The sequence below is a fragment of the Streptobacillus felis genome (assembly GCF_001559775.1).
Lineage (GTDB): Bacteria > Fusobacteriota > Fusobacteriia > Fusobacteriales > Leptotrichiaceae > Streptobacillus > Streptobacillus felis.
The window spans coordinates 39,541-65,133 of record NZ_LOHX01000287.1 but is presented as its reverse complement, the minus strand read 5'-3'; the positions used below and the strand labels follow the sequence as shown (position 1 = coordinate 65,133).

Sequence of the window (25,593 nt, the reverse complement as noted above, 5' to 3'; positions counted from 1 at the left end):
ACTATCTCTTCTACTTAATACATCTTCTACATATGATCTTCTATCTATATATGAATATGAACTTATTAAATCAATAGTTTTATTTATCTTTCTATCAACCTTTATTTCATATCTATTACTTAGTCCCGATATATCATATATATTCTCATTATCTGTAATTATACTTCTTAAATATCTTGTATTACTATATTTTAGATATATCTTATTATTCTTTATTGGAAATGATAAATTAATATCTAAATTCTCATTTCTTCTAGACCTTCTTTTATCAGATACTTCTTCTAACTCTTCTCCAGGAAGTAATTCATCTACACTCTTAACTGCTTTTCTATTTGGTAGTATAGGTCTTACAAAAATATATGATATATCTAGTTTTTCATTTAATATTAATCCTTCAACTCCTGCACTTATATTGTATCTATATTTACCAACTTCATTATTTTCTCCATAATTATCAAAACCTAGTGATAATTTAAATGGATTAGTTTTCTTATTTGTTATTATTATATTTGACTTATTTTCTTCTATAGATGGTTCTATACTAACATCTATATTATTACTTTTAGCATATTTGAAGTTAGATACTAGTATATCTATTTTTGACACATCTAGTTCTTCTCCACTTTTTAAATCACTATTTAAACTAATAGCCAAACTATCTTCTACTCCATTATATATTATCTTATCTATTTCTGTAGAATAAACAATATATGGTATTAGTATTATTAGTAGTTTTTTCATAAATTGTTTCTCAACCTAATAACTATAGATAGTATTATTAAAACTATTATTATGATATTTAAAATTAATCCTATTATTTCTAAATTCTCTTTTTTTACCTTCTTTATTAAAATACTAAAAAAGAAAATAAATGGTATTAAAATTAGAAAATATATCGATAACATTTTAACATATGAATATAATTCTACCTCATAATATGGCATTGAAAACATTCCTTTACTTTTTACATATCTAAAATTCTTGATTAATATTGGCTTTAGGATAAATGTGCTAATAAGTATTATTTTTAAATATATTGTATGTTTCATAATATCACCTTTAAATTATCAGATAGAGGCAAGAAAAAAATAGTAAAAATAATCCAAAAAGCGTTAACCATAAAAAATAAAAAAGGGTAAATTAAAATCAATATTCCTTCTTCTAGAAAATATGAAAAAGCAAAAGACAAAATAATTGAAACAATAATCCAAAAGTCTCCAAAAATAGCTAAAACAATTATAGAAATTAAAAAATTCAACATTATAAATATTATTGTTTTCAATCTAACTTCTCTATTCACAACATTTTTATATCTAACCCAAAGATAAATTAAACCTAAAACTATAAAATATTCCCTTGATGATAATATCCCCCTTAAAACAAATGCAAATATATACGGTAATATTAGATTAATTTTTTTTGACAATTTCAATAGATTACTTAACATTTTGACCTCCATTAAACTCATATACAACATCTTTAATCATAATTAATGAAAGTATTACATCTAATTTATCTTTACTTAATGCTTCAAGTATTCCTTTTAGTTTAGTTTCTTCTAATCCTGTTACATCTAGAAGGGCAAGTTTTGCTCTTGTGTCTTTTATATTATTATTTCCATTTATTAATCCAGCTATTCTACTTCTTGCAATATTTTTTGCATTATTTATTACAGCACCTTTTTCACTTACATTAAATTCTTTAAAGGTTGAATGACTTACACCTTTAGGACTTGGAGTTGAAATATTTATGATATCTACACCATTATTACTCTTTTCTACATATACATTTGTTTTTCCATCTACTGTTATGTTTGTATATGAAAAAAGAGATGTTATTAATAGACATAAAGCATATTTTTTTTCATAATTAATACCTCACTCTCTTTTGTTTTAAAATTCACTAATTAATACTAGAATTTAATTATTTTTATGTCAAGTTAATTTATTACACGTTTAATTTAGGTTAATAATATGTATTATCTTAGAAAATATTTAAATAATAAAAAGAAACTATTTCTAAAAATAGAAATAATTCCTTTATTTAATTTAATTTTTTTATATTTCTAATTTAATTCTTTCAATCTTAGCTCCAACTTTATTAAGTTTTTCTTCTAATTTATCATACCCTCTATCTATATGATATATTCTACTTAAAGTAGTATCTCCATCTGCTACTAAACCTGCAACAACTAAAGCAGCTCCAGCTCTTAAATCAGATGCCATAACATTAGTTCCATATAGAGTTTCTACTCCTTCAACATTAGCTATACCATGTCTGATAGTTATATCTGCACCCATTCTATTTAATTCTGGTACATGCATAAATCTATTTTCAAATACTGTTTCTTCTACTTCACTATGACCTTTTATTAATGATAATAGTAACATCATTTGTGCTTGCATGTCAGTAGGGAATCCAGGATGAGGCATAGTAACTATTCTTGCAGGTTTTAAATCTTTAACTTTACCTTTAACAGTTAATATATCTCCTTCTCTTTCAAATTTTACTCCCATGTCTTCAAGTTGATGTTTAAAAACACCTAAATCTTCTATATTAGCATTTTTTATTTTTAAATCTCCATCTGTTACTATAGATGCTATAACATAAGTTCCTGCTTCTATTCTATCAGGCATAATTGAGTACTCAACAGCATTTAATTTCTCTACACCTTCTATAGTTATAGTATTAGTTCCTAAACCTTCAATTTTTGCACCCATTTTAATTAAATAGTTACCTAAGTCTACAATTTCAGGTTCTTTTGCTGCATTAATTATTCTAGTTGTTCCTGGTATTTTAACAGCAGCCATTAATAAGTTTTGAGTTGCACCTACTGAAGGGAAAGTTAATGCAATATCTGCACCTTTTAAGTTTTCAGCTACAACATGTACATATCCTCTAATTTGAGTTATTTCTGCTCCTAGTGCCTCAAAACCTTTTAAATGTATATCTACTGGTCTACTACCTATAGCACATCCACCTGGAAGTGAAACGATAGATTCTTGAAGATTTGCAACCATAGGCCCCATTACTAAGAATGAAGCTCTCATTTGTTTAACTATCTCATAACTTGCTTCATTTCTTTTGAATCCATTATTTATTATTTTATAACTATTATTATCTAATTTTTCTACTTTCATACCAAAATCTTCTAATAGGTGAAATAGTATTCTAATATCTCTTAAATCAGGGACATTTCTTAATATATGTTCTCCCTTTTCTATTAATGTTGCTATTATTATTGGAAGTGCTGCATTTTTAGCTCCACTAACTTCTATTACTCCATTTAAAGGTCTTTTACCTTCTATTCTGAATCCTTCTACCATTTTTCCTCCATTAATCTTCTAATTTTTGTGTTATAGGACATATAGTACCTGTAATTTTATCAAAGAATCCCATAGGTTCATAGAATTCAACTAATTCAGGTAATTTTTCCTTAATTATTTCATAATATTTTTTTGATATCTTTTTACCCATAGCTTGATAATATACTACATCTAGCCCTGCATTTATTATTCTCTCTTTAAAACTTAATACAACAGGATCATCTAATTTATTTTTAACTTCATCATCAGAAATTACAACTAGCCCTACTTCTCCTGTATAACTTAATCCATCAACCATTTTACATGGAATTTTCATCTGTTTTGCAAGAGTTATATATTTTTTTAATTTAGATAAATCTACATCTCTAGAGACTATCATTTTTGAAGCTATTTTTTTCTTTAATGCCTTCATTACTTCAGGATATACAAATTTTTCTTCTAATTCTTGTTTTGTTAATGCTGTTATTACCCTTTCTCTGTATTCTCCCAAATATCTATTTTTCTCAACTCTAGCATTAATTATCTTATCTTTTACTTTTTCAATTTTCTTTAATATTTCATTTTCAAGTATCATAATTGAATTCTAACATAAATACGAAATCTATTCAATGTTAAGCCGCTAAAAAATACATAAATATCAACTTAAATATTCCATATAGTATGTAAAGAATACCTCCTCTCCTAACACCAACTATCCCTTCTGTTTTAAAAGTTACAGCTAAGAATAATATGTATACAAGATTATAGAAAAGAAAATATGATAAATTTATAGTACCCATAAATAGTATTAATATGTCTACAGTAAACATAATATTTATCATTAATCTTGTAAATGATGATTTATATATATTTTTAATAATATATGCATTTAAAAAGATATAGCTTAATGTAAATACTGCTAAAATGCTTAAAGTCTTTTTACCCAAAAAATCAAATTTATATATTATTCCTAAAGCTATAAATATAGTTAAAACTATTAATTCCACACTATATTTTTTTACTATTTCTTTATTCATCTTCCTCTCCAATTTTCACTCTTTTATATATTTCTTTTAGCTTAGATTTTTCTACATGAGTATATACCTCAGTTGTAGTTATACTAGCATGACCAAGTAATTCTTGAACTATTCTAATATCAGCACCATTTTCTATCATCATAGTTGCTGCAGAATGTCTAAATAAATGTGGATGTATTTTTTTATCTATTCCAAGATTTTGAGCATGTTTATTTAATACTTTCCAAAAATTTTCTCTTCTTATTCCAGGAAATAGTAGATAACTTCCTTCACTTCCCTTGATTTTTGGTCTTATTTCTTTTATATATTTTTTTATTTCTTCCTCTAATTCAAGATATATAGGAACAAATCTATACTTACTTCCTTTACCATATAGTCTTGCAAATTCAAAATCCGAATTTTCTATATCCTTTATCTCTAAGTTTATAACCTCAGAAATTCTTGCACCAGTAGCTACAAGAAATTTTACGATTAATTGATTCCTTCTTTCAATAGGATCATGATTAAAACTTTCTATTATAGCTTTAATTTCTTCAATAGTTAGAGCTTGTGGTAGTCTTTTTTCTTTTTTTAGATTATGTATTTTATTTGCAGGATCATTTTTTATTATTTTTTCCATGTAGCAAAATTTAAAAAAAGATTTAATGCAACTTATTTTTCTAATTACTGAATTATATACATATTTTTCTTTAAGTTTTTCTATATATTCGTATATATCTTCACTAGTTATTTCATCTACCTTTTTATTTACTTTATTAAAAAAAGTATATAGATCATTTTTATAGCTTTCTATAGTTTTATCTGCATTACCCTTTTCAAATTTTAAATAATCTAAAAACATATTTACTTCTACCATATTCACCTCTATTCCATCATTTCTTTAGCTATTTCAAGACTAGCTTTAGTTATATTATCCCCTGATAATATTCTAGCTATTTCTCTGATTCTTTCTTCCTTATTTAATTTTTTAATTTTTGTATTAGTTTTATTTTTATCACTTTCTTTATATATTAAGAATTGTGAATCAGCCTTAGCTGCTATCTGTGGTGAATGAGTCACACATATAATTTGGACTCTACTTGATAATTCTTTAAGTTTACCAGCTATTTTTATAACAGTTTCACCAGAAATACCCGTATCAATTTCATCAAAAATTAAACATGAAATATTATCTACTTCAGAAAAGACTATCTTTAAAGCTAACATTATTCTTGATATTTCTCCTCCAGAAGCTATTTTTGATAATTCTTTTAGCTTTTCACCCTTATTTGTAGATATTAAAAACTTAACACCATCATTACCATTAGGATTTATTCTTTCTAATTCATTAAACTCAATATCAAATATAACTGAAGGCATATTTAATTCCTTTAATTCATTCATTACATTTAATTTAAGAGTTTTAGATGTATCTTTTCTTAACTTAGTTAATCTTGAACTTAATTTTTTGTATTCCTTAAGATTATATTCAAGTTCTTCTTCTTTTTCCTTTAAAGTTTCATCTGAAGTTTCAATTAATTCAAGCTTATTCTTAATACTTTCACCATATTCTAGTATTTCCTTAATACTACTACCATATTTAAGTTTTAATTTTTTTATTACTTTTAGTCTTACATCTACTTCTTCTAATCTAAATGGATCATTATTTGTAAATGTTAAACCTGATGATAGTTCATCTACTATATCATTTAATTCTTCATATACATTAGAAAATCTATCACTTAGTTCTTCATATTTATTTGAATATTCACATAATTTTTCCAAATCTTTTTTAACTTTTTTAAAACTACTAAAATCAAGTATTTCTAATACTTCATTTAATTTATCTATAATTATTCCAGAATTAAATAGTTCGTTATATTCGTTTTCAAGTTCTATATCTTCATCTATTTCCAAATTATATTTAAATATTTCTTCTATTATATATTCATATAGATTTCTTTTTTCTATAACTTCTAATTTATCTTTTTTAATAGATTCTATTTCTTCTTTCAATTCATCTATTTTTGATATATATTCCTTTATTTTATTCTTTATTTCTACACTTTCCTTATCCAAAAATTTATCTAAAAGATAAAGGTGGTAATTTGAATTAAGTAAATATTGATGATCATGTTGTCCTACTAAATCTAAAATATTACTACTAATTTCTTTTAAATTAGATAAAGTAAATCTTTTATTGTTGATTTTTACTTTATTTTCAGACCCAAATTCTCTTGAAACTATTAATTCATCTTCTAGTTCATAGCCCAATTTACTTATTTTATTCAGTTGTTCAACATTTAAATCAAATATAGCTTCTATACTTACTTTATCACTATTTTTACCTATCATTTCTTTATTAGCCTTATCACCAATAATTAAAGAAATCCCATCAAGTATTATAGACTTACCAGCTCCTGTTTCTCCTGTTAATACTGTAAGTCCCTTATCTAAATTTATATCTATTTCATCTATTATAGCTAAATTCTCAATCTTTAATTCCTTTAACATAATCTCCCCTAAGTCCAATGTAGTTTTTGTTTTAATATATTATAGTAATTTAAATCATCAACATAAATTAAGTCTATACCAACATTTGATAATTTTGCATCAACATATTCTTCTGGATAAAGTTTAAAATGTAGATTACCATCTATATTTAATCCAACATATTCACTTCTTCCATATGCAGAAATTGATAACTCCTTATTTCCATCTAATATTATTGATCTAGCTGTAAGACTTTGTGATGCAAGTGGAGTAATACAAATTGCATCTAACTCTGGTGAAATAATAGGGCCACCAGCTGATAAAGAATATGCAGTAGATCCTGTAGGACTAGCAATAATAATACCATCTGCTTTATATATATTTATAAGTTGTTTATTTTGTTCTACTTTAACATTAATTAATTCAGAATTTATAGCAAATTTTAATATACTTATTTCATTTAGTGCAAAATAAGTTTTATTCCTAAAATTAACTTCTAAAAATTTTCTATGATCTATTCTATATTCACCTTTTAAAAACTTATCAAAAGAAGAAATAGCATCTTTATTGCTAATTTTAGTCATATATCCTATACTTCCATAATTAATAGAGAAAACTGGAATATTATGAACTCTCAAATATTCTACAGTTGAAAGTAGGGTACCATCTCCTCCAAAAGTTATTAATATTTCTGCATCTAACATATCTTCAACTATATCTATATTTTTATTATTTAAGTATTCTAAAAAATATGATATTTCATTATTGCTTAGTGTAGCTTTTTTAATTATTTTTACCTTCATCTACATCACTCAATTCTTCTAACATGTCTTTATATATACCTTTATATGATAACAATGTAGCATAACAATCAGTAAGACTATTATGAAAATCATCTTCTTTAAACCCATAATAGCTTGAACATTCTATTAATTTTGGTCTCTTAAGTTTTGGATCATTTAATATTTTTCTATATAAATATTTAAAATAGTCTGATATATCAACTTTTCTAATATGTTCTACATTAAATCCATGCCTAATTAATAACTTATAGTCAAAATCTATTCCATATCCTATCATATAGTCTGTCATATCTAATATTTTTTGTATTTCTTCTCTAAAATCTTCTATACTAGGCTTATCATATAACATTTCTCTACTTATCTTATGTATCTTATATGCATCTTCCCATTCAGTTACGTTTATAGGTTTAAAATATTCATTTAATAAATTATTACCATCAGAATCAATAATGCTTAACTGAATAATTTCATCATTTTCTCTTATACCTGTAGTCTCTAAATCTAATACTATCTTATTACCTATGCTTTCAAATATTTTTATATATTTTTTTGCAAGTTTTACTAATTTATCTTCCTTATATTCCTTCTCTTCTATTTTTTCTTCTTGTTCTAGAAACTTCATTGCTTCATTATCATATTTAAATACTAGCTTTTCTCTTTTTTCTACTAATATACTTTTAAAACAATGCAATGTGGCTATACAATCACTAAGTGCATCATGTGCATTAAAATCAAAGTTATAGTATTTAGCTGCTTCTGATAAACTTGGTCTAATTTTTCTGTCTATTAAATTTTCATTTTCAAATAACAATGAAAAAAGATAGGCTATATCTAATACTATATTAGATTTTAATTCTATTCCTGATCTCTTTAAAAATGCAATATCAGAATTAACTTCATACCCTATTATTAACTTATGTTTTTTTTATATTTTTTCTATATCTCTTTTATAATATGATATATTTTTCTTATTTTCTACCATTTCCTTAGATATGTTGTGTATTTTAAATGCTTCATCCCATTCATTAACCTTCTTAGGTTTAGTATATTTATCAAAAACTATATTACTACCTAAATCAATAATGCTTAATTGTAATATTTCATCTTCTCTTCTAATACCTGTAGTTTCTACATCTAATATTATGGGATTTAATATGAATATATTTTTTCTAACATATTCAAATATCTCCATAAATGCATCATATCTTTCTAATTGTTGTTTTAATTTTTTAGCTTTTCTTCTAAGACTTTGTAATTCTTTTTCTTCCATTACTCTTCCTTAATTCAATTTATACATATATTATACAATATATATATAAAAAAAGGAACATTAAAGTTCCTATTTTCTTTTATTATTTTTAAATATAAAATCTAGTTTTGTTTCTGATGTTATTATTCCTAAAAAAACTAATACAGAGCCTACTAGTATAATAAAATGAAATTTATCATATCCTAAAAATATAGACAGTATAGTTGCAAAAACAACTTCTAAAGATAATATTACTGCCACCGTAGATGAACTTAATCTTTTTTGTCCTATTATTTGTAACGTATAGGCTACAAAGGTACAAAAAACACCCATGTAAATAGATGAAAGTAATCCTACAGTAGATATGCTAGTTAAATGTCCATAATAGATAGCAAGTATTAGTGATTCAATAGTTGCAACTAAAAATTGTACATAAGCTAAGACTACAGTATTAATTTTATTTACATAATATCCAGTTATAACTATGTGTAGCGCAAAAAGTACTGCACATAATATAGTATAAAAATCTCCTTTATTAAAACCATCAACTGATTCTAAAAAGTTACCTGATAACATATACATTCCTATAAATGCAAGTATAGATGCAATAAAAGTATATTTATCAACCTTAGTTTTAAATATTAAATATGACATATATGGAACAAAAATTACACTTAATCCTGTTAAAAGAGAATTTTTAGCAGGGGTTGTATAATATAGTCCAAAAGTTTGTGTTAAATATGCAAGAACTAATACAGTTCCTAAAATTGTACCTGCAATAAAAGAACTTTTATCTACTTTTATTTTTCTAAACTTTAACATTAAGTATAGTAAAATTGTTGATATTAAAAATCTTATAAACATAATATTATATGTTTGCATTCCATTATCTACAGCTACCTTAGTAGCTATAAATCCAGTACCCCAGATTATAGCTACTATAAACAGTATTAATTCAGATTTCAAATTATTTATAAACGTTTTCAAACAGTTTCAACTCACTTCACAACTATATTTACTAATTTCTTAGGTACTACTATAGTTTTAACAACTTCTTTTCCTTCAATATTTCTAATTACATTTTCATTAGATAATGCTTTTTCAATTAGTTCTTCATTACTTGCATTTATATTAGTTAAGAATTCCCCTCTAATTTTTCCATTTACTTGTATCATCATAGTAATTTCTGAAACATTAGTTAACTCTTCTATATATTCTGGCCAATTTGAATCAAATATATATCCTTCCATTCCACATAATTCCCATATTTCTTCAGATATATGAGGAGCTATAGGAGATATCATTAATATTAAGGAAATCATAGCTTCTTTAAATACTTTATTTGACTCAGTTGATTTATTATCTAAATCTAATACATTTTGCTTATATGTAGTTAATTCATTTAAAAGCTCCATAGTAGCTGCTATTGCAGTATTAAAGTGAAAGTTATCTTCCATACTATCTGTAACTCTTTTAATAGTTTGGTGAGTTTTTCTTTGAAGATTTTCATCTTCTTTATTTCTCTTATCTAATTCTATTTTTGAATAATCAGCTTTTAAAATATCTAAGCATTCTTGTGCCATTAAGAATATTCTATTAACAAATCTATAAGCTCCAACTACACCATTTGCATTCCATTCTAATTCTTTTTCAGGTGGTGCAGCAAATAAAGTGAAGACTCTTGCAGCATCTGCTCCAAATTCTTTTATTATTTTTTCAGGATCTACACCATTATTTTTTGACTTAGACATTTTTTCTAATTTAGATACTAACTCTTCTCCTGTTTTAATAGAATATGGTTTACCATCTTTTATTTCAACTTCTTCTCTAAATAAGTACTTTCTTTCATTATTTGAATAATATGAGTAATCTAATACCATACCTTGAGTTAATAATCTCTTAAATGGTTCATTAGTAGATACATATCCTAAATATCTAAATACTTTATGGAAAAATCTTGCATATAGTAAATGCATTACAGCATGTTCTATACCACCTATATATTGATCAACAGGAGTAAAGCTATCTGCATCTTCTTTTAAGAAGGCTATTTCTTCATTTTTAGGATCTAGATATCTTAAATAATACCATGATGAATCAACAAAAGTATCCATAGTATCTGTTTCTCTATATCCTTTTTTACCATTAGGTAATATTACCTCTTTGAAAGTAGGTGAAGTTTCTATAGGGTTACCTTTAACACCAAAGTCTATATCTGTTGGTAAAATTACAGGTAAGTTTTCATCTAAGTATACATTTCCTTCTTCATCATATATAACTGGTATAGGTGTTCCCCAGTATCTTTGTCTACTAATTAACCAGTCATGTAATCTATAGTTTACAGTTGATTTACCTTTAGAAATTTTTTCTAATTTTTCAACTATTTTATCCTTAGCTTCAATATTGTGTGTACCATTAAATTCTTCTGAATTTATTAATATTCCTTTACCTAAGAATGCTTTATTTCCATCAAAATCATCTTCTGGATTTTTAGCTTTAATAACAGCTTTTGCAGGTAAGTTATATTTCTTTGCAAAAGCAAAATCTCTATCATCATGAGCAGGAACAGCCATAACAGCACCTGTACCATAGTCCATTAATACATAATTTGCAATATACATAGGTATCATTTCATTAGTAAGAGGATGTTTTACATAAAATCCAGTAAATATACCATTTTTATCTTTATCTTGTGATTCCCTAGAAATTTTATCCTCATTTATCATTTCATCTACAAAAGATTTAAGTTCTGGTTTTTCTTTTAAAATTACTTCTGAAACCAATGGATATTCAGGGGCAATAGAAATATATGTTACACCATAAAGTGTATCTACTCTTGTTGTAAATACAGGTATTTCTATTTCTTTACCATTATATTCTAAAGTAAATATTACCTCAGCTCCACTAGATTTCCCTATCCAGTTTTTTTGCATAGCTAATACTTGATCTGGCCAGTATCCTTTTAATTCTTCATGTCCAGTTAATAATTCATCAGCATAATCAGTAATTTTAAAATACCATTGTGATAATTCTTTTTGTATAACTGATGTTTTTCCATGTCTCCAACATTTACCATCTTCTACTTGTTCATTAGCAAGTACAGTATTACAATCTGGACACCAGTTAACATAAGATTTTCTTTTATATACTAAACCTTTTTTATACATTTCTATAAAGAATTTTTGGTTAAATTTATAGTATTCTTTTTTATAAGTTGCAAGTTCTCTATCCCAGTCATATGAAAGTCCCATTAATTTTAATTGTCTTTTCATATTTTCAATATTTTGAGCTGTCCAAACTGCAGGATTTGCACCATTATCTATAGCTGCATTTTCTGCTGGTAATCCAAAAGAATCCCATCCAAATGGATGTAAAACATTAAATCCTTTCATCTTTTTGTATCTAGCTATAGCATCCCCTATAGTATAATTTCTTAAATGTCCAGCATGTAACTTACCTGAAGGATAAGCAAACATTTCAAGTGTATAATAGTTTTGTTTACCTTCTACTTTATTTTTAGTTTTAAAAACCTTATCATTTTCCCATTTTTCTTGCCATTTTTGTTCTATCTCTTTAGCATTATACTCTCTTGCCATATTTTCCTCCTATTTACTCATTTCAGATAATAATATACCTGCTGCAACTGAGACATTTAATGAATTAATTTCTCCTTTTAAATGTATCTTTAATATACTATCACAAGTTTCTCTTACTCTTTTTCTCATTCCCTTACCTTCACTACCTAATACTAATGCTTTTTTCTTAGGGTATTTTTCTTCGTAATAGAATTTTTCTCCATTTGCCTCTGCACCATATACAAAATATCCATATTTTTGTAATTTTTCAATAGTATCAGCAATATTAGTGACTTGAACGATATCAACATGTTCTATAGCACCAGTTGAAGATTTAACAACCGTTTCTGTAACTTTAACATTATTTCTATCTTGCATAATTATTCCACTTACACCAAAGCATTCACAAGATCTAATTATTGCTCCAAAATTTCTAGGGTCTTGTATTTGATCAAGTATAACTATAGTTGATTCTTCCTTCATTAATTCTTTTTCTAAAAATGCAACAAAGTCTACATAGTAATCATATTCTGAAATATATGCAACTACACCTTGAGAGTTATCATCTCTTTTATCAGTATAAAATATCTTTAAATTTCTTTTACTTGCAAGTTCTAGTACTTGTTTAATATGAGATTTATTAATCCCTTTATATACCTCTAATTTTTCAATAGTAGTTTGACTTTTTAAAACTTCTATTACTGGATTAATACCTTTAATTTTTTCCATTATTCTTCTCCTATAAAATCTAGCATTAAATATTCTTTCATTATATCTTGTATTTCTAAATCTGTATCATTTTCAAAATCTAAATCATCTAAAGACTTACTTATTTCTAAATTTTCTTTTTCTAATTTTTCTATTTTTTCTTCTAATTCTTTTAAAGTTTTTTCTATTTTATCCATATTTTCTCCTAATTTTCATTATACTTTAGATGATAGATATTGTCAATTTTTCAAACTATTTTTTTTGATATTCTCTAAAGCATGTTGGTGTCATATTTTTATTCTTTTTAAAGTTATTGTTAAAAGACTTAATATTGTTATATCCAACTTCAAAACATATATCTATAATTGGAGTATCAGTATTAATTAATAACTCACAAGCTTTATTTATTCTTATATGGTTTAAATATGTACTAAAGTTTCTATCTACATATGAAAGTAATAATTTATTTATTTTTATTTCACTAATTTCAAATTTCTTAGCTATAGTTTCTATTTTTAAATCTTGCATATATTCTTTATCAATATAGTTTATTAGTTCAAATACAACTTTTCTATCTTCTTCACTTATTGCTTTAAAAGATTCTTTATACGAATTTCTATATGCTGTAGGCGTCATATTTTTCTTCATATTCCATATTTTTGTAATATGAGAACCATCTACAAATCCTGATAAGTTAGCTATTTCATCTAAACTCAAATTAGTATATAGTAGTAAATCTTCAGTTTTAGATAACCTTATTTTATACAGTAATTCATTAAAAGTTAAATCAGTAAATTCTTCTATATACCTTCTAACTGTAGATTCACTCATAAAGAATGTTAGTGCAAGTTTATTAATAGTAAGTTTTTCATTTGAATGAGCATGTATGTATTTAATTAAAAGTTGAGCTTCAGAATAATTATTATCCTCAACTTTATTTTTCTTATTATTACGAGAAATTACTACAAAAAATTCTAAAAATTTTGAAATAATAAAAATTTCAGAATATGCTTCAGCAATAAAATTATCAACACATTCTAAAATATTATCATCACCTATTTCATTTCTAATTTCAAGAAGTATCTTCTTTATTTTTGTACCTTCTCTACCATCTAAATCTATTTCACCCATCTTCTCTATATTATTAAATATATCTATGTATTCTGGTCTAATATGATTTACTATTCTTGAAATATATGATTTATTATACGAAAAAATTAATACATTCATAGGCTTACTTACTTCAGTAATTTCTGTAGTACTCCAAGGACTAATACTTATTAAACTATTCTCCTTAATAATATATTCAATTTCATTTAACTTTACTTTCCCTGATCCAGAAACTATAAAAGCAAATCTATGTGTTGTATGTATGGTCTTATCTCCTACTTCATCAATTAATTTTGTAACTATACTTACAGACCTTTTTGACTGATTGAAGGTATTGTCACTAAAGTATCCCATTTTTCACCACAACTTTCTAATTTTTTTTCACTTTTATATATTATACATTTACTTTACTACATTTGCAATGTTTAGTATATATATTTTTTAAAAACTGTAGAAATTTTAATAAAAAAATGATATCATATACAAAACTAACTTAAGACTAACTATTAAAAGTCAAGTCTAAATTTAAAAATAAAAATATATATTTTAATCTTAAATTTAGGCACAACAAAATGACCTAAAAATATGGTATTTTTTAAAATTTTTATCTTTGATCTACAAATGATTCATTGTATTTTAAAATACGATAAATTACATGGCACATTTTACGAGCAACGGCATTAAGAGCAACAAGGTGATGTTTTCCTTCTTTACGTTTTTTATCGTAAAACTCTTTGAAAATATTATCATTATATGAAGCTATAAATGCAGCTTGGAACAAAGCTTTTCTTAGGTGGGAATAGCCACGTTTACTTAAATGTCCATTAAGTCCATATGAGTTACCAGATTGACTTATTGTAGAATCAAGACCAGCATAAGCAACAATTTTTTTATCGCTTGAAAATCTATTGATATCACCTAATTCAGCAAGGATTGTAGCTCCTGTTACAGGGCCTATACCTGGTATAGTAAGAATAGGTGTGTTTAATTCATTAATAATATTTTCAATTTTAGATTCAAGTAATCCTATTTGGTTATCAATAACTTTGATTTGTTCAATTAAACATTTAATTTGAATAGAATAAGAATCAAGAGCAAAGTTAATTCCAAAATAATTTTTAGATATTTCTTTTAAATTATCAATTTTAGTTTTTGCAGATTTTTTTAAAGTAATATTTTTAAGAATCTTTCTAATATCAGCTGATTTAAGTTTTCTAAAATCTTCAGCAGTATTAAAATTTAAAAGAATTTCTTTAGAAGTTTGTCCAAATACATCACTAAAACAAGATGATTATTCTGGAAATACTTGATCTAAATTAGAAATAATCTTTCTTTTTAAATTAGATGATTCTTCTATGAGATAATATCTAAATCTAGTCATATTACGAAGATTTAAATATTTTTCATCAGAAAGATAAGTAGACTCATAATTACCATAACGTATAAAATCAGCTATTAGTAAAGAATCGATAGTATTAGTTTAACGTTTTCTTATTTCAGTTGCTTTTCTCCAACCATCTGTTTGAATTGGATTAATTACGATAATGTCATATTCTTTTTCAACTAGGTAAGAATAAACAGAAATCCAGTAATGACCTGTAGATTCCAAACCTAATAGAACTTCTTTAGTTGGAAGATCTTTTAATTTATCGATTAAAGAATCAATTCCATCAATTGAATTAGAAAATGAATGAGATTTAAAAATTGTCTTTCCATCACCATCAATAAGTGATGCAACATGGGTATTTTTTGCGATATCAATACCTAAATAAAACATAAAAACCACCTACTACAAAATATTTTAGATAGAAACCCTCAAATGCTGATAAAAGTAACAACCTTGTTCTACATGCGAAGTACACTGATGTGTCAACATCCAACTAATTCGTAAACACTTTATCAGAAGAGGCATCACTCTTAAACTACGTAGTCAAGCTACAAGGAGATCACGATGTCACTCTATCTAATTAAATATATTATGTATATAAATAAATATATAATCAAATAACAATTAGTATATTATATTAAGATTATTTAAAATATAATATAACTTTATTATAAAAGGAGATGCTATGCAAAAATTAAAAGATAAAATATTAAAAGAAGGTACATTAAGAGAAAATAATATATTAAAAGTTGATTCGTTTTTAAATCATCAAATAGATATAGATTTTATGAATGAAATAGGAGTAGAATTTAAAAATAGATTTTCAAATGTTATAGTAGATAAAATAGTTACTGTTGAAGCATCTGGTATTGCAATTGCAAGTATTGTTTCACAACACTTTGGAAATGTTCCAGTTGTATTTGCTAAAAAAACAGAATCAAAAAATTTAGATAATGAAGTATATAAGTCTAAAGTATATTCGTATACTAAAGGCAGAGAATACGATATAATGATAGCTAAAAAATATATATCTGAAAATGAAAACATATTAATACTTGATGATTTTCTTGCAAATGGAGCTGCAGCACTAGGACTTATAGACTTACTAAGACAAGCAAAAGCTAATATTGTTGGAGTTGGAATAGTAATAGAAAAATCATTCCAAGTAGGAGCAGAAAGAATAATATCTGAAGGATTAAGACTAGAATCATTAGCAAGAATTAAATCATTAGATGGAAGTATAGAATTTAAGTAGAGGCAACTCTACTTTTTTAGTTAATAAACTAGGACATTTACAATTGTAGTAATATCGTTGTTAATAGCAATTTATTAAATAAGTAGTAAAATATCTAAGTACTTTTTTTAGTTAAATTATTTTGAAACTATATCTTTTAACCTTATATTATTAATATACAGTATATTTAACTTAGAAAGGATGATTTAAATGAAAAGAATGATTTTAAATGAAACATCATATTTTGGTAAAGGTGCAATAGAAGCAATAGTTCCAGAATTTAAAAACCGTGGTTTTAAAAAAGCTGCTGTAATTACAAGTGATGACCTAGTTGAATTAGGTCTTGCTGGAAAAGTTACTACTTTATTAGATGCAGCTGGGATAGATTATGAAGTATTTGGAAAAATAGTTCCAAATCCTACAGTTAAAAATGTTAAAGACGGTGTAGAATTCGTTAAAAATTGTAAAGCAGATTGTATAATTACTGTAGGTGGTGGATCACCTATGGATACAGCAAAAGCTATTGCTATAATAATAACTAACCCTGAATTTGAAGATGTGTTATCACTTGAAGGTGTTGCAGATACTAAGAAACCTTGTTTACCAATATTTGCAGTTCCAACTACTTCAGGTACTGCAGCTGAAGTTACAATTAACTATGTAATTACTGATGAAAATAAAAATAGAAAATTCGTTTGTGTTGACCTACATGACATACCTATAGTAGCATTTGTTGACAGTGATATGATGGCTAAAATGCCAGCATCACTAGCTGCAGCAACTGGTATGGATGCAATGACTCATGCTATAGAAGGATATATAACTAAAGGTGCATGGGAAATGACAGATATGATGCATATTAAAGCTATAGAAATAGTTGGAAGATCATTAAGAGACTCAGTTAAAGGTTGCGAAAAATGTAGAGAAGATATGGCATTAGCTCAATATATAGCTGGTATGGGATTCTCAAATGTAGGATTAGGACTAGTACATGCTATGGCACATCCTTTAAGTGCATGGTATGACACTCCACATGGTGTTGCTTGTGCTTCATTATTACCAACAGTTATGAAATTTAACAAAGACTTCACTGGAGAAAAATATAGAGATATAGCTAGAGTACTTGGAGTAAAAGACTGGGAAACTTTAAGCTTAGAAGATGTTAGAAATGAAGCTTGTTTAGCTGTAGATAAATTATCTAAAGATGTTGGAATACCAGCAACTATATCTGAATTAGGTGTTAAAATGGAAGATATACCTAAAATAGCACAAGATGCATTTAATGATGTATGTGCACCTGGAAACCCTAGAGAAGCTACTTTAGAAGAAATAATTGAATTATATAAATCATTAATGTAATAAAACTTCACCCTCTCAATGAGAACATGTACCTCCAAACTTTTTCACATTTCTGTGTCCAGTTTATTGGTACATGTTCTTTCTGTACTCTTAGTTTTTCAGCCTCTTTTATCTGCATCAAGCAATCTCTCCCAAATTGCACCTATAATTTCATCATCTTCAAAAGCAACTAATACTACTTCTCGATCTAAATCAATCGACTACTTCTGCCAACACGATTTTACAAAGAGCCAGTACTTACATCTCTTTTTTTCCTGTAAAACTATTGTATCTTGATACTTTAATGAGTTTCAATCATTCAATTTGTTAACCCTTATTTTTTGGATCTAAACTTAATAACATAGCATTAATGGCGACGATGACTGTTGACACAGACATTAGGATTCCTCCTAATGCAGGGCTTAATGTGATACCAATAGGAGCCAAAATTCCTGCAGCTAGAGGGATAGCTATAAAGTTATAACCAGCTCCCCAAAATAGGTTTTGTTTCATTTTACGAGTTGTTTTGTGTGCTAATTCAATGAATGATTCAATATCTCCTGGATCGGATTGAGTCAATATGACATCAGCTGAATCCAATGCAACTTGAGTTCCAGCACCTACAGCTATACCAACATCTGCCAAGGCAAGAGAAGGAGCATCATTTACACCATCACCTACCATGATAACTTTCTTTCCTTCATCTTTAAGTGTTTTAACTAACTCATATTTGTCTTGTGGAGATTGATTTGATCTATACTCAATCCCTAAAACTTCTGCCGTGCCTTGAGCCGCTTTTTCATTATCACCTGTTGCCATAATTGGTTGAATATTGTTCTTTTTAAGAGCTTTAATTAACTCTTTACTCGTTGGTTTTAATTCGTCCCCTAAAGCTACAGCACCAATGGCATCATCGTTTTCTACTAAGACACTAAGAGTTGCTCCTTTTGGAATATCCATATCAAGATTACGTCCATAGGCTTTTTGACTGATTAATTGGTAACGGTGCCCACCTGCTTTACCCTCTACTCCAGAACCGGAAATCACATCAATCGAATCAAAAGATGCTGGACGTATATCTTGCTGCTCGGCGAACCTTATAATTGATTGAGCAATCGGGTGGCTAGATCCTCCTTCAATACCTGCCAATAAGGCAATGATTTCCTCTTTATTATATTTGTTATTAAAAAGTTCAACGTTTAATACTTTAAACTCACCAGTTGTTAAAGTACCTGTTTTATCTAAAATCATCACATCTGCATCTTGAGCTATTTCTAAGGCTTGGCGGTCTTTCACTAGTAACCCACGACTGGCTCCTAAGCTTGTGCTACGGGCGGTTACCAATGGAATAGCCAGACCCAATGCGTGCGGACAAGCAATAACTAATGTAGTAATAGTGAATATAACTGCCGTTGGGATATCTCCAATAATCATCCACACTACAAAAGCAATTAGCGCGACAATAACAGCAATATAGAAGAGCCACCCTGCAACCTTTTGCGCAATATTTTCTGCCCTGGAAGGCTGGTTTTGAGCTTGGCTAATTAAAGTCTGTACTTGAGAGATAAAGGATTGATCACCTGTCTCATTCACTTTAATATAAAGAACCCCTTCTCCATTTGTTGAGCCTCCGATTACTTCATCGCCAGGGCCTTTTTTAACTGCTTTTGATTCTCCAGTCAAAAGAGCTTCATTTACACGTGATTCGCCACGCTCGATAGTTCCATCTGCTGGCACATTTTCTCCGGCTTGAACACGAATTAAATCGCCTACCTGTAAGTCAGCAACTGGACGTATTTCAATTGAATCATCTTCTAACACAACGTGAGCATCTTTTGGTACCAACTTAGCCAATGCTGCTTGTGCGTCTCCTGCTTCTCCAATAGCTTTCATCTCAATCCAGTGACCTAATAACATGATTAATAATAATGAAGCAAATTCAAAGAAAAAGTCCATCACGTGTCCACCCGTTACGTAGGTAATGATAACAGCATAAATACTGTATAAATATGAAACACTTATACCTAAAGAAACTAGAGCCATCATTCCAGGTTCTTTTTGTTTAAATTCGTCAACTGCGCCTTGATAGAATGGACGTCCACCATAAATAATTAATATAGTAGATAAAATAGCTACTACAATATCAGAATATGGAAAAGTAAACTGGAATGGTAGGTCAAACCCAGCCATAGGGGATAAGAGCATAATAATGATTCCTAGTGGCAATGATTTTAAGAAAAGTTCCTTAAAGTTACCGTGATGATGGTGTTCATGCCCTCCGTGGTGCCCACTGTGGTCATGTCCACTGTGCCCGCTGTGATCATGCTCAGCATGATGTTCTTGATGTTGATTCTTATGGTCTCCATGTTCTTCCGTGCTTACGTGCTCATGTTTTGAATGATCCATGTCGCCATGATTATGGTGACAGTGGGATAAATGTTTGTTGTTATTGTTCATTTTAAATTCCTCCTTATGTTAATGATGATATAAATGACACTCGCATTGTCCTTCTGGACAATTGCAAGCCACTTCTTCTGCTGCGAAAGATTTTTTTATCTCTAATATTTTTTCTAGTCGATCTATATCATCGAAGCTTAAGACATGATCTTCAATGATGCTTCCTATTACATTTCCAACTTTCTTTTTGCAAATACGGTTAAAAATATCTTCTACAAAATCCCTTACGGCTTCTTTCTCTACAATATTGGCAGTGTAAATAAACTTTCTACCTTCTTTCTCTGTATTTAGTACGCCTTTTTCAACTAATCGACCTAAGATTGTTTTGATAGTGGATTCTGTCCAGTCCATTTTTTCTTTCAATACAGAGATGACTGTTTTACTAGTTACTAGATCATTTGCCCAAACTACACGCATTACTTCCCATTCAGCATCTGTGATAGAAGTATTAAGTTCTATTGTGCTCATTTTCCTTTCCTCCTTGTCGTTTACAGATATAAACTAATATGTTTAAAATAAGTTTACCATTGTAAACGAAATATGTCAAGTCTTTTTTATAAATGTAAACAACGATATTATTGTAATTAATGTTAATATACAATTAAATCCTTATACGATTAATATAAAAGCCATATCACATGGATATGACTTGTTCGTTCTTGAAATGTACATCTATCTTCTCCATCTTCAGATACAGCCTTTGAATAACCGATATGACGATTATGTCTGTGCCAGTTGTTGTAGTCAGGACGATTAAATTCAACATTAATAATTTTTTTCACTCTTTCTTGAAAGTCTGAATCAGATTCTCATTCAACTATATCGATGTCATTATATTATCATTATCCGAACACAAACTTTCTCAAATCACTTAATAAGCAGTTTAGTTCAGAGTATACAGATTGTGAGAATATTAGTGATATATGGGATGATTTAATTAACAACGGAGTACTCGAAACAGCTATTGCTTCTTTTTTAATTACCAAAGGTTCTCTTAATTTAAATGCTTCAACCGCTACTAAAGAGGAAATCATTGATGCACTGGAATATGCTTGTCGAAAATGAAATAAAAAAATGCTTGGGTCCCGGTGCAATGTCAAATTTTCCAGATCGATATGATGGATTCCATACTTATAATCGTTGTTGTAGAGCTATCCAAGATAAAGGACGTTCAAAAGAAAACTTAAAGTCTTACACTAAAGATAGACGTGCATATGAATATTGGAGTGATGGTAATATTCACGCGGCTAACCAATTCATGGGAAGCAGGTTCTTTGATGGAACATCAGCTGACCACATCGGTCCAATTTCTTTAGGTTTTGTACATGCTTCAAGATATTTACAACCAATGCCTAGTGGGGATAATTCTTCAAAACGTGACCGTTTACAAATAGTGGACATAGAAGATATCATTGAAACAGAAAAATGTACAGGTATATATCCTATGTCATGGCAGTCAAAACTTATATGGGAGTTTACCAAAAACAATTACAGCAAACATCCCGATAAAGTTCCTACTTTTTACCGTGATGCACTTAAGCAAAACATGGCTAATTTCATGTACATCTTAAGAACTATACTTGAAAAATGTCCTAATAACGGAGAAGATTTCCTCGTTAATGCCTTCTTAGCTACTAACTATGATTATTTCAAGTATTCTTATACATTTAATGACAAAGTCGAAATAGTATCACAAGAACCAAGACATTATACTTATAGAAATCAGCACGAAACCGATAGATATAAACGAATTGCTATTTCTGGCTACTTTTAACCAATATCTAAACTCCCAACGTAAACACCTCTTATTCTTGACCCCCTTACAAAAATTCACACACCCCTTATTTATTCTTGACACCCCTAAACATTATCTGCAAAATAAAAAAGCCTTCAATCTATTTCAAAGTTAAAAGCTAGTCAACAAAAGCTGTATTTCAAGGATTTTCCACTATTTAATTGTATCATTTCGGATAAAATCATCTCGTATACCTTATTTATCTTCTTCTTTCCATCCATTACTATTCTTGCAAGTAATTTTGAAACTATTTGTGGAGTGAAAAATTCTCCTCCTGATTTACCTGCATTACTCGCATAATTTGATATTAAATATTCATATGCATCTCCAAATGCATCTATATCATTCTCTTTAAAATCTCCAAAATTTATTTCCGATATCCCTATTAATATATCTGAAAGCCTTTTATTCTTTTCAGATACTGTTGCTCCTAATTTATTACTTGTTGTATCTACATCTTCAAAAAGGCCCTTTATATCATTTTCTGATTCATAGCCTATTGCACTTGCTTCTATTAATTTAAAAATATTTGCTAATTCTGTATTTAAATTTTCATTTTCTCTTGCTGTTTTTACTACATTTTCAAATAATTGACTAGGTAAGATAAAGAAACCTTTATCTTCTACAGTACTTGGTCTAAAATCCCTATTTGCTTCTTCATCAGTAAGTTCTGCATAGTTAAAGTTTAAATCTCCTGCTTCATGTTCTGCCTTATTAAAAAAGTCACTCATATTTTCAGAAATAAATCTATAAAATAGTATACCTAAAATATATTGTTTAAAATCCCATCCATCTACTGCTCCTCTTACATTATCTGCAATTGACCATATCTTTCTATGTAATTCTTGTCTTTGTATACTTTCTTTATTTAACATATTTCTACCTCACACTATTTATTTTATTTAATATTATACCTTTGTTTTAGTGTTTTGTAAATTAGAAAATTCTAAATATATGTAAGGTTATTTAATTATATAAAAAAGTACCCTAATAACTTTATTTTTCCAGTTTAAAGGGTACATAAAATATATATTTATTTTGAATTATTAAGTGATTTTCCATATTTATATAGTAAAACCATCTCTTTAATAGATGCTTTATCTTGTAGTTTTAATAATAATTCTTCTTTTCTATTATTTTTATCAATAATATTAACATATGTTGTATTAGAATTAGCCATATCAAGTAACATATCTAATTTATCAGTAACGATAATATCAGGAATTTCTGCGATATCACCTTTTTGTAAATCATCTACAGGTAATAGATATTTATTATTATCTGTAATAATTTCAAAAAATTCTGTATGTCTATATTTATATAAACCATAAGCATATAATAGTCCATAATAATAAAATACTTGTAACCTAAGATTTAAGGGGTACTCTAATTTTACTAATTTGTCACCATCTTCTATTTTATTAACACCATATATTATCATTCTATGTTTTGCACCATATTCAGTATTTTTTACTGTCGTCATAAAAATTGATTCTTTATTTAAAACCCCAAAAGTACCTGGAGATTTAATATTTACACTATTTTTTTTTGCAGTTTCAATTGTTACTTCATCAATATTATTGTATTTTACATTTACTGATGTACAAGAAAACATAATCAAAAGTAGTATAATATTTAATAATTTTTTCATAATGCATCCTTTCAAAAAAAAATCGCATAAGCGATTTTTTTCTATTTATTAAACTAACTCTATAATTGCAAGTTCAGCTGAGTCCCCTCTTCTTACATCAGTTTTGATGATTCTTGTGTAACCACCATTTCTTTCTGTATATCTTGGAGCTATTTCTTTACAAACTTTTGCAGTTGCTTCTTCATTTCTTAAGAAAGCAAATACTTGTCTATATATATGTACTGCTTTTGCTTTATCGTCATTAGCTAAGTTATATTTTTTACCTAAAGTAATCATTCTTTCAACGAACTTTCTTAACTCTTTAGCACGAGTTACTGTAGTTTCGATTTGCTCAGCGTTAATTAAAGATATTGTCATATTCTTCATCATTGCTAATCTATGATCACTTCTTCTTCCTAATTTTCTATATGATTTTCTGTGATTCATAAAAAATTTGTCCTCCTATCTTACTTAAAATCCGGTATTCTATTCTTCTGATGAAGACATTTCATAACCATATTCTTTCATTTTTTCAATTATTTCTTTTGCAGATTTATTACCTAAATTCTTAATTTTCTTAAGATCTTCTTTAGTAAGTTTAATTAATTCTCCTATAGTATTAATTTCAACTTTTTTAAGACAGTTATATGAACGTATAGTTAAACCTAATTCTTCTATCTTAGTCTCTTCAACTAAAGATGGTTGATTTTCATCAATATCTTCAATTTCTTGTTCATCTTCACTTCTAAATTTAGCCATTGCAGTACCAATATTAGCAAATGGTTTTGTATGTATATTTATTAATTCAACTGCATAAGATAATGCATCATGAATATCTATACTTCCATCTGTTGTTACATTCAATGTTAATTTATCGTAATTAGTTACACGTCCTACCATAGTATCTTCAACTAAATAACTTACCTTTCTAATAGGTGTATATATCGCATCAACAGCAAGGAAATCTGCTTCCCAACCTGCAGTGTTAATTTCATCAGATACTACAAATCCTTCTCCAGAATCTACTATAAATTCCATTTCAATAGATCTTTTTGTTGTAATTGTAGCAATTACTTGTTCAGGATTTATTATAGTTATTCCTGCATCTGGAATGATGTCAGCAGCTGTAATTACTTTTGGTCCTACAACTGATAATTTCATTCTTTTTTCAACAGGTTCATCTAGTTCTACTACTATTTCTTTTATATTTAATACTATATCAGTAACAGCTTCTTTTACTCCTTCTATCATTGAAAACTCATTTAAAACACCATCTATTCTTACACCTTTAATTGCAGAACCAGGTATTGATGATAAAAGTACTCTTCTTAATGCATTACCAATAGTATTTCCATAACCTCTATATAGTGGCTCTAATGTGTACTTAGCACTGTATTGGTCAATTTTCTCTTCTGTAAGCTTAATGTTTTTTGCTATCTTCTCAATATTTAACAAGATAAACCAACTCCCTTATATAGAATTTTATCAATAAT

General features: G+C 27.4%; 27 protein-coding genes and 1 pseudogene. 4 read left to right on the top strand and 24 right to left on the bottom strand.

What is annotated here, in order from left to right; all coding sequences use genetic code 11:
- From AYC60_RS05140 to AYC60_RS09615, 17 genes are all read right to left on the bottom strand, one after another.
- Positions 1-741: ShlB/FhaC/HecB family hemolysin secretion/activation protein (locus AYC60_RS05140; protein WP_156447683.1), on the bottom strand; the 741-nt coding region annotated here is incomplete at its 3' end.
- Positions 738-1,049 carry a hypothetical protein gene (locus AYC60_RS05135; RefSeq protein WP_067322007.1) on the bottom strand — a complete coding sequence of 104 codons (312 nt, stop codon included), beginning with the start codon at positions 1,047-1,049 and terminating at the stop codon, positions 738-740. The genes AYC60_RS05135 and AYC60_RS05140, both read right to left, overlap by 4 nt.
- Before the next feature lie 387 nt (positions 1,050-1,436).
- Entirely contained in the window at positions 1,437-1,811 is a 375-nt protein-coding gene (locus AYC60_RS09620) for a two-partner secretion domain-containing protein (protein WP_414162584.1), read from the bottom strand.
- A 246-nt stretch (positions 1,812-2,057) separates the two neighbouring features.
- The gene (gene murA, locus AYC60_RS05125) at positions 2,058-3,326 is read right to left on the bottom strand and encodes a UDP-N-acetylglucosamine 1-carboxyvinyltransferase (protein WP_067322001.1); all 1,269 of its coding nucleotides are present in this window, start codon (positions 3,324-3,326) and stop codon (positions 2,058-2,060) included.
- 10 nt (positions 3,327-3,336) lie between these two features.
- On the bottom strand, positions 3,337-3,900 hold the full coding sequence (locus tag AYC60_RS05120; RefSeq protein WP_067321998.1) for a DUF1694 domain-containing protein: 564 nt from the start codon (positions 3,898-3,900) through the stop codon (positions 3,337-3,339).
- Positions 3,901-3,937: 37 nt separating this feature from the next.
- Positions 3,938-4,342: a hypothetical protein gene (locus AYC60_RS05115; RefSeq protein WP_067321995.1), complete on the bottom strand. Its 405-nt coding sequence runs from the start codon at positions 4,340-4,342 to the stop codon at positions 3,938-3,940.
- Complete coding sequence (locus AYC60_RS05110) at positions 4,335-5,198, bottom strand: tyrosine-type recombinase/integrase (RefSeq protein ID WP_067321992.1); 864 nt, start codon at positions 5,196-5,198, stop codon at positions 4,335-4,337. Before AYC60_RS05110 ends, AYC60_RS05115 begins: the two co-directional genes overlap by 8 nt.
- 8 nt (positions 5,199-5,206) lie before the next feature.
- The gene (gene recN / locus AYC60_RS05105) at positions 5,207-6,835 is read right to left on the bottom strand and encodes a DNA repair protein RecN (RefSeq protein WP_067321989.1); all 1,629 of its coding nucleotides are present in this window, start codon (positions 6,833-6,835) and stop codon (positions 5,207-5,209) included.
- A gap of 8 nt (positions 6,836-6,843) precedes the next feature.
- Positions 6,844-7,617, bottom strand: a complete 774-nt coding sequence (locus AYC60_RS05100) for an NAD(+)/NADH kinase (protein WP_067321986.1) — start codon at positions 7,615-7,617, stop codon at positions 6,844-6,846.
- Positions 7,598-8,428, bottom strand: coding sequence for a 3'-5' exonuclease (locus AYC60_RS05095; protein WP_067321984.1), 831 nt, complete (start codon positions 8,426-8,428; stop codon positions 7,598-7,600). The genes AYC60_RS05100 and AYC60_RS05095 overlap by 20 nt, the downstream gene beginning before the upstream one ends.
- Before the next feature lie 114 nt (positions 8,429-8,542).
- Positions 8,543-8,887 carry an exonuclease domain-containing protein gene (locus AYC60_RS05090; RefSeq protein WP_067321981.1) on the bottom strand — a complete coding sequence of 115 codons (345 nt, stop codon included), beginning with the start codon at positions 8,885-8,887 and terminating at the stop codon, positions 8,543-8,545.
- A 69-nt stretch (positions 8,888-8,956) separates the two neighbouring features.
- A complete protein-coding gene (locus tag AYC60_RS05085; protein ID WP_082762573.1) occupies positions 8,957-9,853 on the bottom strand; it encodes a DMT family transporter in 897 nt (298 codons plus the stop codon).
- A gap of 11 nt (positions 9,854-9,864) precedes the next feature.
- Positions 9,865-12,462, bottom strand: coding sequence for a leucine--tRNA ligase (leuS, locus tag AYC60_RS05080; RefSeq protein WP_067321978.1), 2,598 nt, complete (start codon positions 12,460-12,462; stop codon positions 9,865-9,867).
- A gap of 9 nt (positions 12,463-12,471) precedes the next feature.
- On the bottom strand, positions 12,472-13,170 hold the full coding sequence (gene rlmB, locus AYC60_RS05075) for a 23S rRNA (guanosine(2251)-2'-O)-methyltransferase RlmB (protein WP_067321975.1): 699 nt from the start codon (positions 13,168-13,170) through the stop codon (positions 12,472-12,474).
- On the bottom strand, positions 13,170-13,346 hold the full coding sequence (locus AYC60_RS08660; RefSeq protein WP_156447682.1) for a hypothetical protein: 177 nt from the start codon (positions 13,344-13,346) through the stop codon (positions 13,170-13,172). Before AYC60_RS08660 ends, rlmB begins: the two co-directional genes overlap by 1 nt.
- Positions 13,347-13,401: 55 nt before the next feature.
- Entirely contained in the window at positions 13,402-14,613 is a 1,212-nt protein-coding gene (locus AYC60_RS05070; RefSeq protein ID WP_067321972.1) for a helix-turn-helix transcriptional regulator, read from the bottom strand.
- 250 nt (positions 14,614-14,863) lie between these two features.
- Positions 14,864-15,193 carry a transposase gene (locus AYC60_RS09615; protein ID WP_414162583.1) on the bottom strand — a complete coding sequence of 110 codons (330 nt, stop codon included), beginning with the start codon at positions 15,191-15,193 and terminating at the stop codon, positions 14,864-14,866.
- Between AYC60_RS09615 and AYC60_RS09380 the strand changes: the two genes are divergently transcribed.
- Positions 15,168-15,335 carry a hypothetical protein gene (locus AYC60_RS09380; RefSeq protein WP_231724636.1) on the top strand — a complete coding sequence of 56 codons (168 nt, stop codon included), beginning with the start codon at positions 15,168-15,170 and terminating at the stop codon, positions 15,333-15,335. The two genes, AYC60_RS09615 and AYC60_RS09380, sit on opposite strands and share 26 nt — an antisense overlap.
- Before the next feature lie 215 nt (positions 15,336-15,550).
- Here the strand turns inward: AYC60_RS09380 and AYC60_RS09375 are convergent.
- Positions 15,551-16,036: pseudogene (locus AYC60_RS09375) on the bottom strand (IS110 family transposase).
- Between the two features lie 295 nt (positions 16,037-16,331).
- Between AYC60_RS09375 and AYC60_RS05060 the strand changes: the two are divergent.
- Together AYC60_RS05060 and fucO are read left to right on the top strand one after the other, a co-directional pair.
- Complete coding sequence (locus AYC60_RS05060) at positions 16,332-16,901, top strand: xanthine phosphoribosyltransferase (protein ID WP_067321969.1); 570 nt, start codon at positions 16,332-16,334, stop codon at positions 16,899-16,901.
- Positions 16,902-17,090: 189 nt separating this feature from the next.
- A complete protein-coding gene (gene fucO, locus AYC60_RS05055; RefSeq protein WP_067321966.1) occupies positions 17,091-18,239 on the top strand; it encodes a lactaldehyde reductase in 1,149 nt (382 codons plus the stop codon).
- A 306-nt stretch (positions 18,240-18,545) separates the two neighbouring features.
- Here fucO and AYC60_RS05050 read toward each other — a convergent pair whose 3' ends face one another.
- On the bottom strand, positions 18,546-20,675 hold the full coding sequence (locus AYC60_RS05050) for a heavy metal translocating P-type ATPase (protein ID WP_067321963.1): 2,130 nt from the start codon (positions 20,673-20,675) through the stop codon (positions 18,546-18,548).
- 18 nt (positions 20,676-20,693) lie between these two features.
- On the bottom strand, positions 20,694-21,143 hold the full coding sequence (locus AYC60_RS05045; protein ID WP_067321958.1) for a CopY/TcrY family copper transport repressor: 450 nt from the start codon (positions 21,141-21,143) through the stop codon (positions 20,694-20,696).
- Between the two features lie 568 nt (positions 21,144-21,711).
- Here AYC60_RS05045 and AYC60_RS05040 point away from each other — a divergent pair.
- Entirely contained in the window at positions 21,712-22,449 is a 738-nt protein-coding gene (locus tag AYC60_RS05040; protein ID WP_067321955.1) for a hypothetical protein, read from the top strand.
- 143 nt (positions 22,450-22,592) lie between these two features.
- On the opposite strand, the gene AYC60_RS05035 is transcribed toward AYC60_RS05040, so the two are convergent.
- From AYC60_RS05035 to AYC60_RS05020, 4 genes are all read right to left on the bottom strand, one after another.
- Complete coding sequence (locus tag AYC60_RS05035; RefSeq protein WP_082762572.1) at positions 22,593-23,345, bottom strand: type I restriction-modification system subunit M; 753 nt, start codon at positions 23,343-23,345, stop codon at positions 22,593-22,595.
- A 158-nt stretch (positions 23,346-23,503) separates the two neighbouring features.
- The gene (locus AYC60_RS05030) at positions 23,504-24,121 is read right to left on the bottom strand and encodes a hypothetical protein (RefSeq protein WP_067321953.1); all 618 of its coding nucleotides are present in this window, start codon (positions 24,119-24,121) and stop codon (positions 23,504-23,506) included.
- A 48-nt stretch (positions 24,122-24,169) separates the two neighbouring features.
- On the bottom strand, positions 24,170-24,547 hold the full coding sequence (rplQ, locus tag AYC60_RS05025) for a 50S ribosomal protein L17 (protein ID WP_012858383.1): 378 nt from the start codon (positions 24,545-24,547) through the stop codon (positions 24,170-24,172).
- A 39-nt stretch (positions 24,548-24,586) separates the two neighbouring features.
- A complete protein-coding gene (locus tag AYC60_RS05020; RefSeq protein ID WP_067321951.1) occupies positions 24,587-25,555 on the bottom strand; it encodes a DNA-directed RNA polymerase subunit alpha in 969 nt (322 codons plus the stop codon).
- Positions 25,556-25,593: the final 38 nt, after the last annotated feature.

Coding starts and splice junctions, on each gene's coding strand:
- AYC60_RS05050 (WP_067321963.1), bottom strand. CDS start 20,675: ATGAACAATAACAACAAACATTTATCCCACTGTCACCATAATCATGGC.
- AYC60_RS05060 (WP_067321969.1), top strand. CDS start 16,332: ATGCAAAAATTAAAAGATAAAATATTAAAAGAAGGTACATTAAGAGAA.
- AYC60_RS05040 (WP_067321955.1), top strand. CDS start 21,712: ATGCACTGGAATATGCTTGTCGAAAATGAAATAAAAAAATGCTTGGGT.
- AYC60_RS05035 (WP_082762572.1), bottom strand. CDS start 23,345: ATGTTAAATAAAGAAAGTATACAAAGACAAGAATTACATAGAAAGATA.
- AYC60_RS05135 (WP_067322007.1), bottom strand. CDS start 1,049: ATGAAACATACAATATATTTAAAAATAATACTTATTAGCACATTTATC.
- AYC60_RS05115 (WP_067321995.1), bottom strand. CDS start 4,342: ATGAATAAAGAAATAGTAAAAAAATATAGTGTGGAATTAATAGTTTTA.
- AYC60_RS05090 (WP_067321981.1), bottom strand. CDS start 8,887: ATGGAAGAAAAAGAATTACAAAGTCTTAGAAGAAAAGCTAAAAAATTA.
- AYC60_RS05120 (WP_067321998.1), bottom strand. CDS start 3,900: ATGATACTTGAAAATGAAATATTAAAGAAAATTGAAAAAGTAAAAGAT.
- murA (WP_067322001.1), bottom strand. CDS start 3,326: ATGGTAGAAGGATTCAGAATAGAAGGTAAAAGACCTTTAAATGGAGTA.
- recN (WP_067321989.1), bottom strand. CDS start 6,835: ATGTTAAAGGAATTAAAGATTGAGAATTTAGCTATAATAGATGAAATA.
- AYC60_RS05110 (WP_067321992.1), bottom strand. CDS start 5,198: ATGGTAGAAGTAAATATGTTTTTAGATTATTTAAAATTTGAAAAGGGT.
- rplQ (WP_012858383.1), bottom strand. CDS start 24,547: ATGAATCACAGAAAATCATATAGAAAATTAGGAAGAAGAAGTGATCAT.
- AYC60_RS05045 (WP_067321958.1), bottom strand. CDS start 21,143: ATGAGCACAATAGAACTTAATACTTCTATCACAGATGCTGAATGGGAA.
- fucO (WP_067321966.1), top strand. CDS start 17,091: ATGAAAAGAATGATTTTAAATGAAACATCATATTTTGGTAAAGGTGCA.
- AYC60_RS05030 (WP_067321953.1), bottom strand. CDS start 24,121: ATGAAAAAATTATTAAATATTATACTACTTTTGATTATGTTTTCTTGT.
- AYC60_RS05100 (WP_067321986.1), bottom strand. CDS start 7,617: ATGAAGGTAAAAATAATTAAAAAAGCTACACTAAGCAATAATGAAATA.
- leuS (WP_067321978.1), bottom strand. CDS start 12,462: ATGGCAAGAGAGTATAATGCTAAAGAGATAGAACAAAAATGGCAAGAA.
- rlmB (WP_067321975.1), bottom strand. CDS start 13,170: ATGGAAAAAATTAAAGGTATTAATCCAGTAATAGAAGTTTTAAAAAGT.
- AYC60_RS05070 (WP_067321972.1), bottom strand. CDS start 14,613: ATGGGATACTTTAGTGACAATACCTTCAATCAGTCAAAAAGGTCTGTA.
- AYC60_RS08660 (WP_156447682.1), bottom strand. CDS start 13,346: ATGGATAAAATAGAAAAAACTTTAAAAGAATTAGAAGAAAAAATAGAA.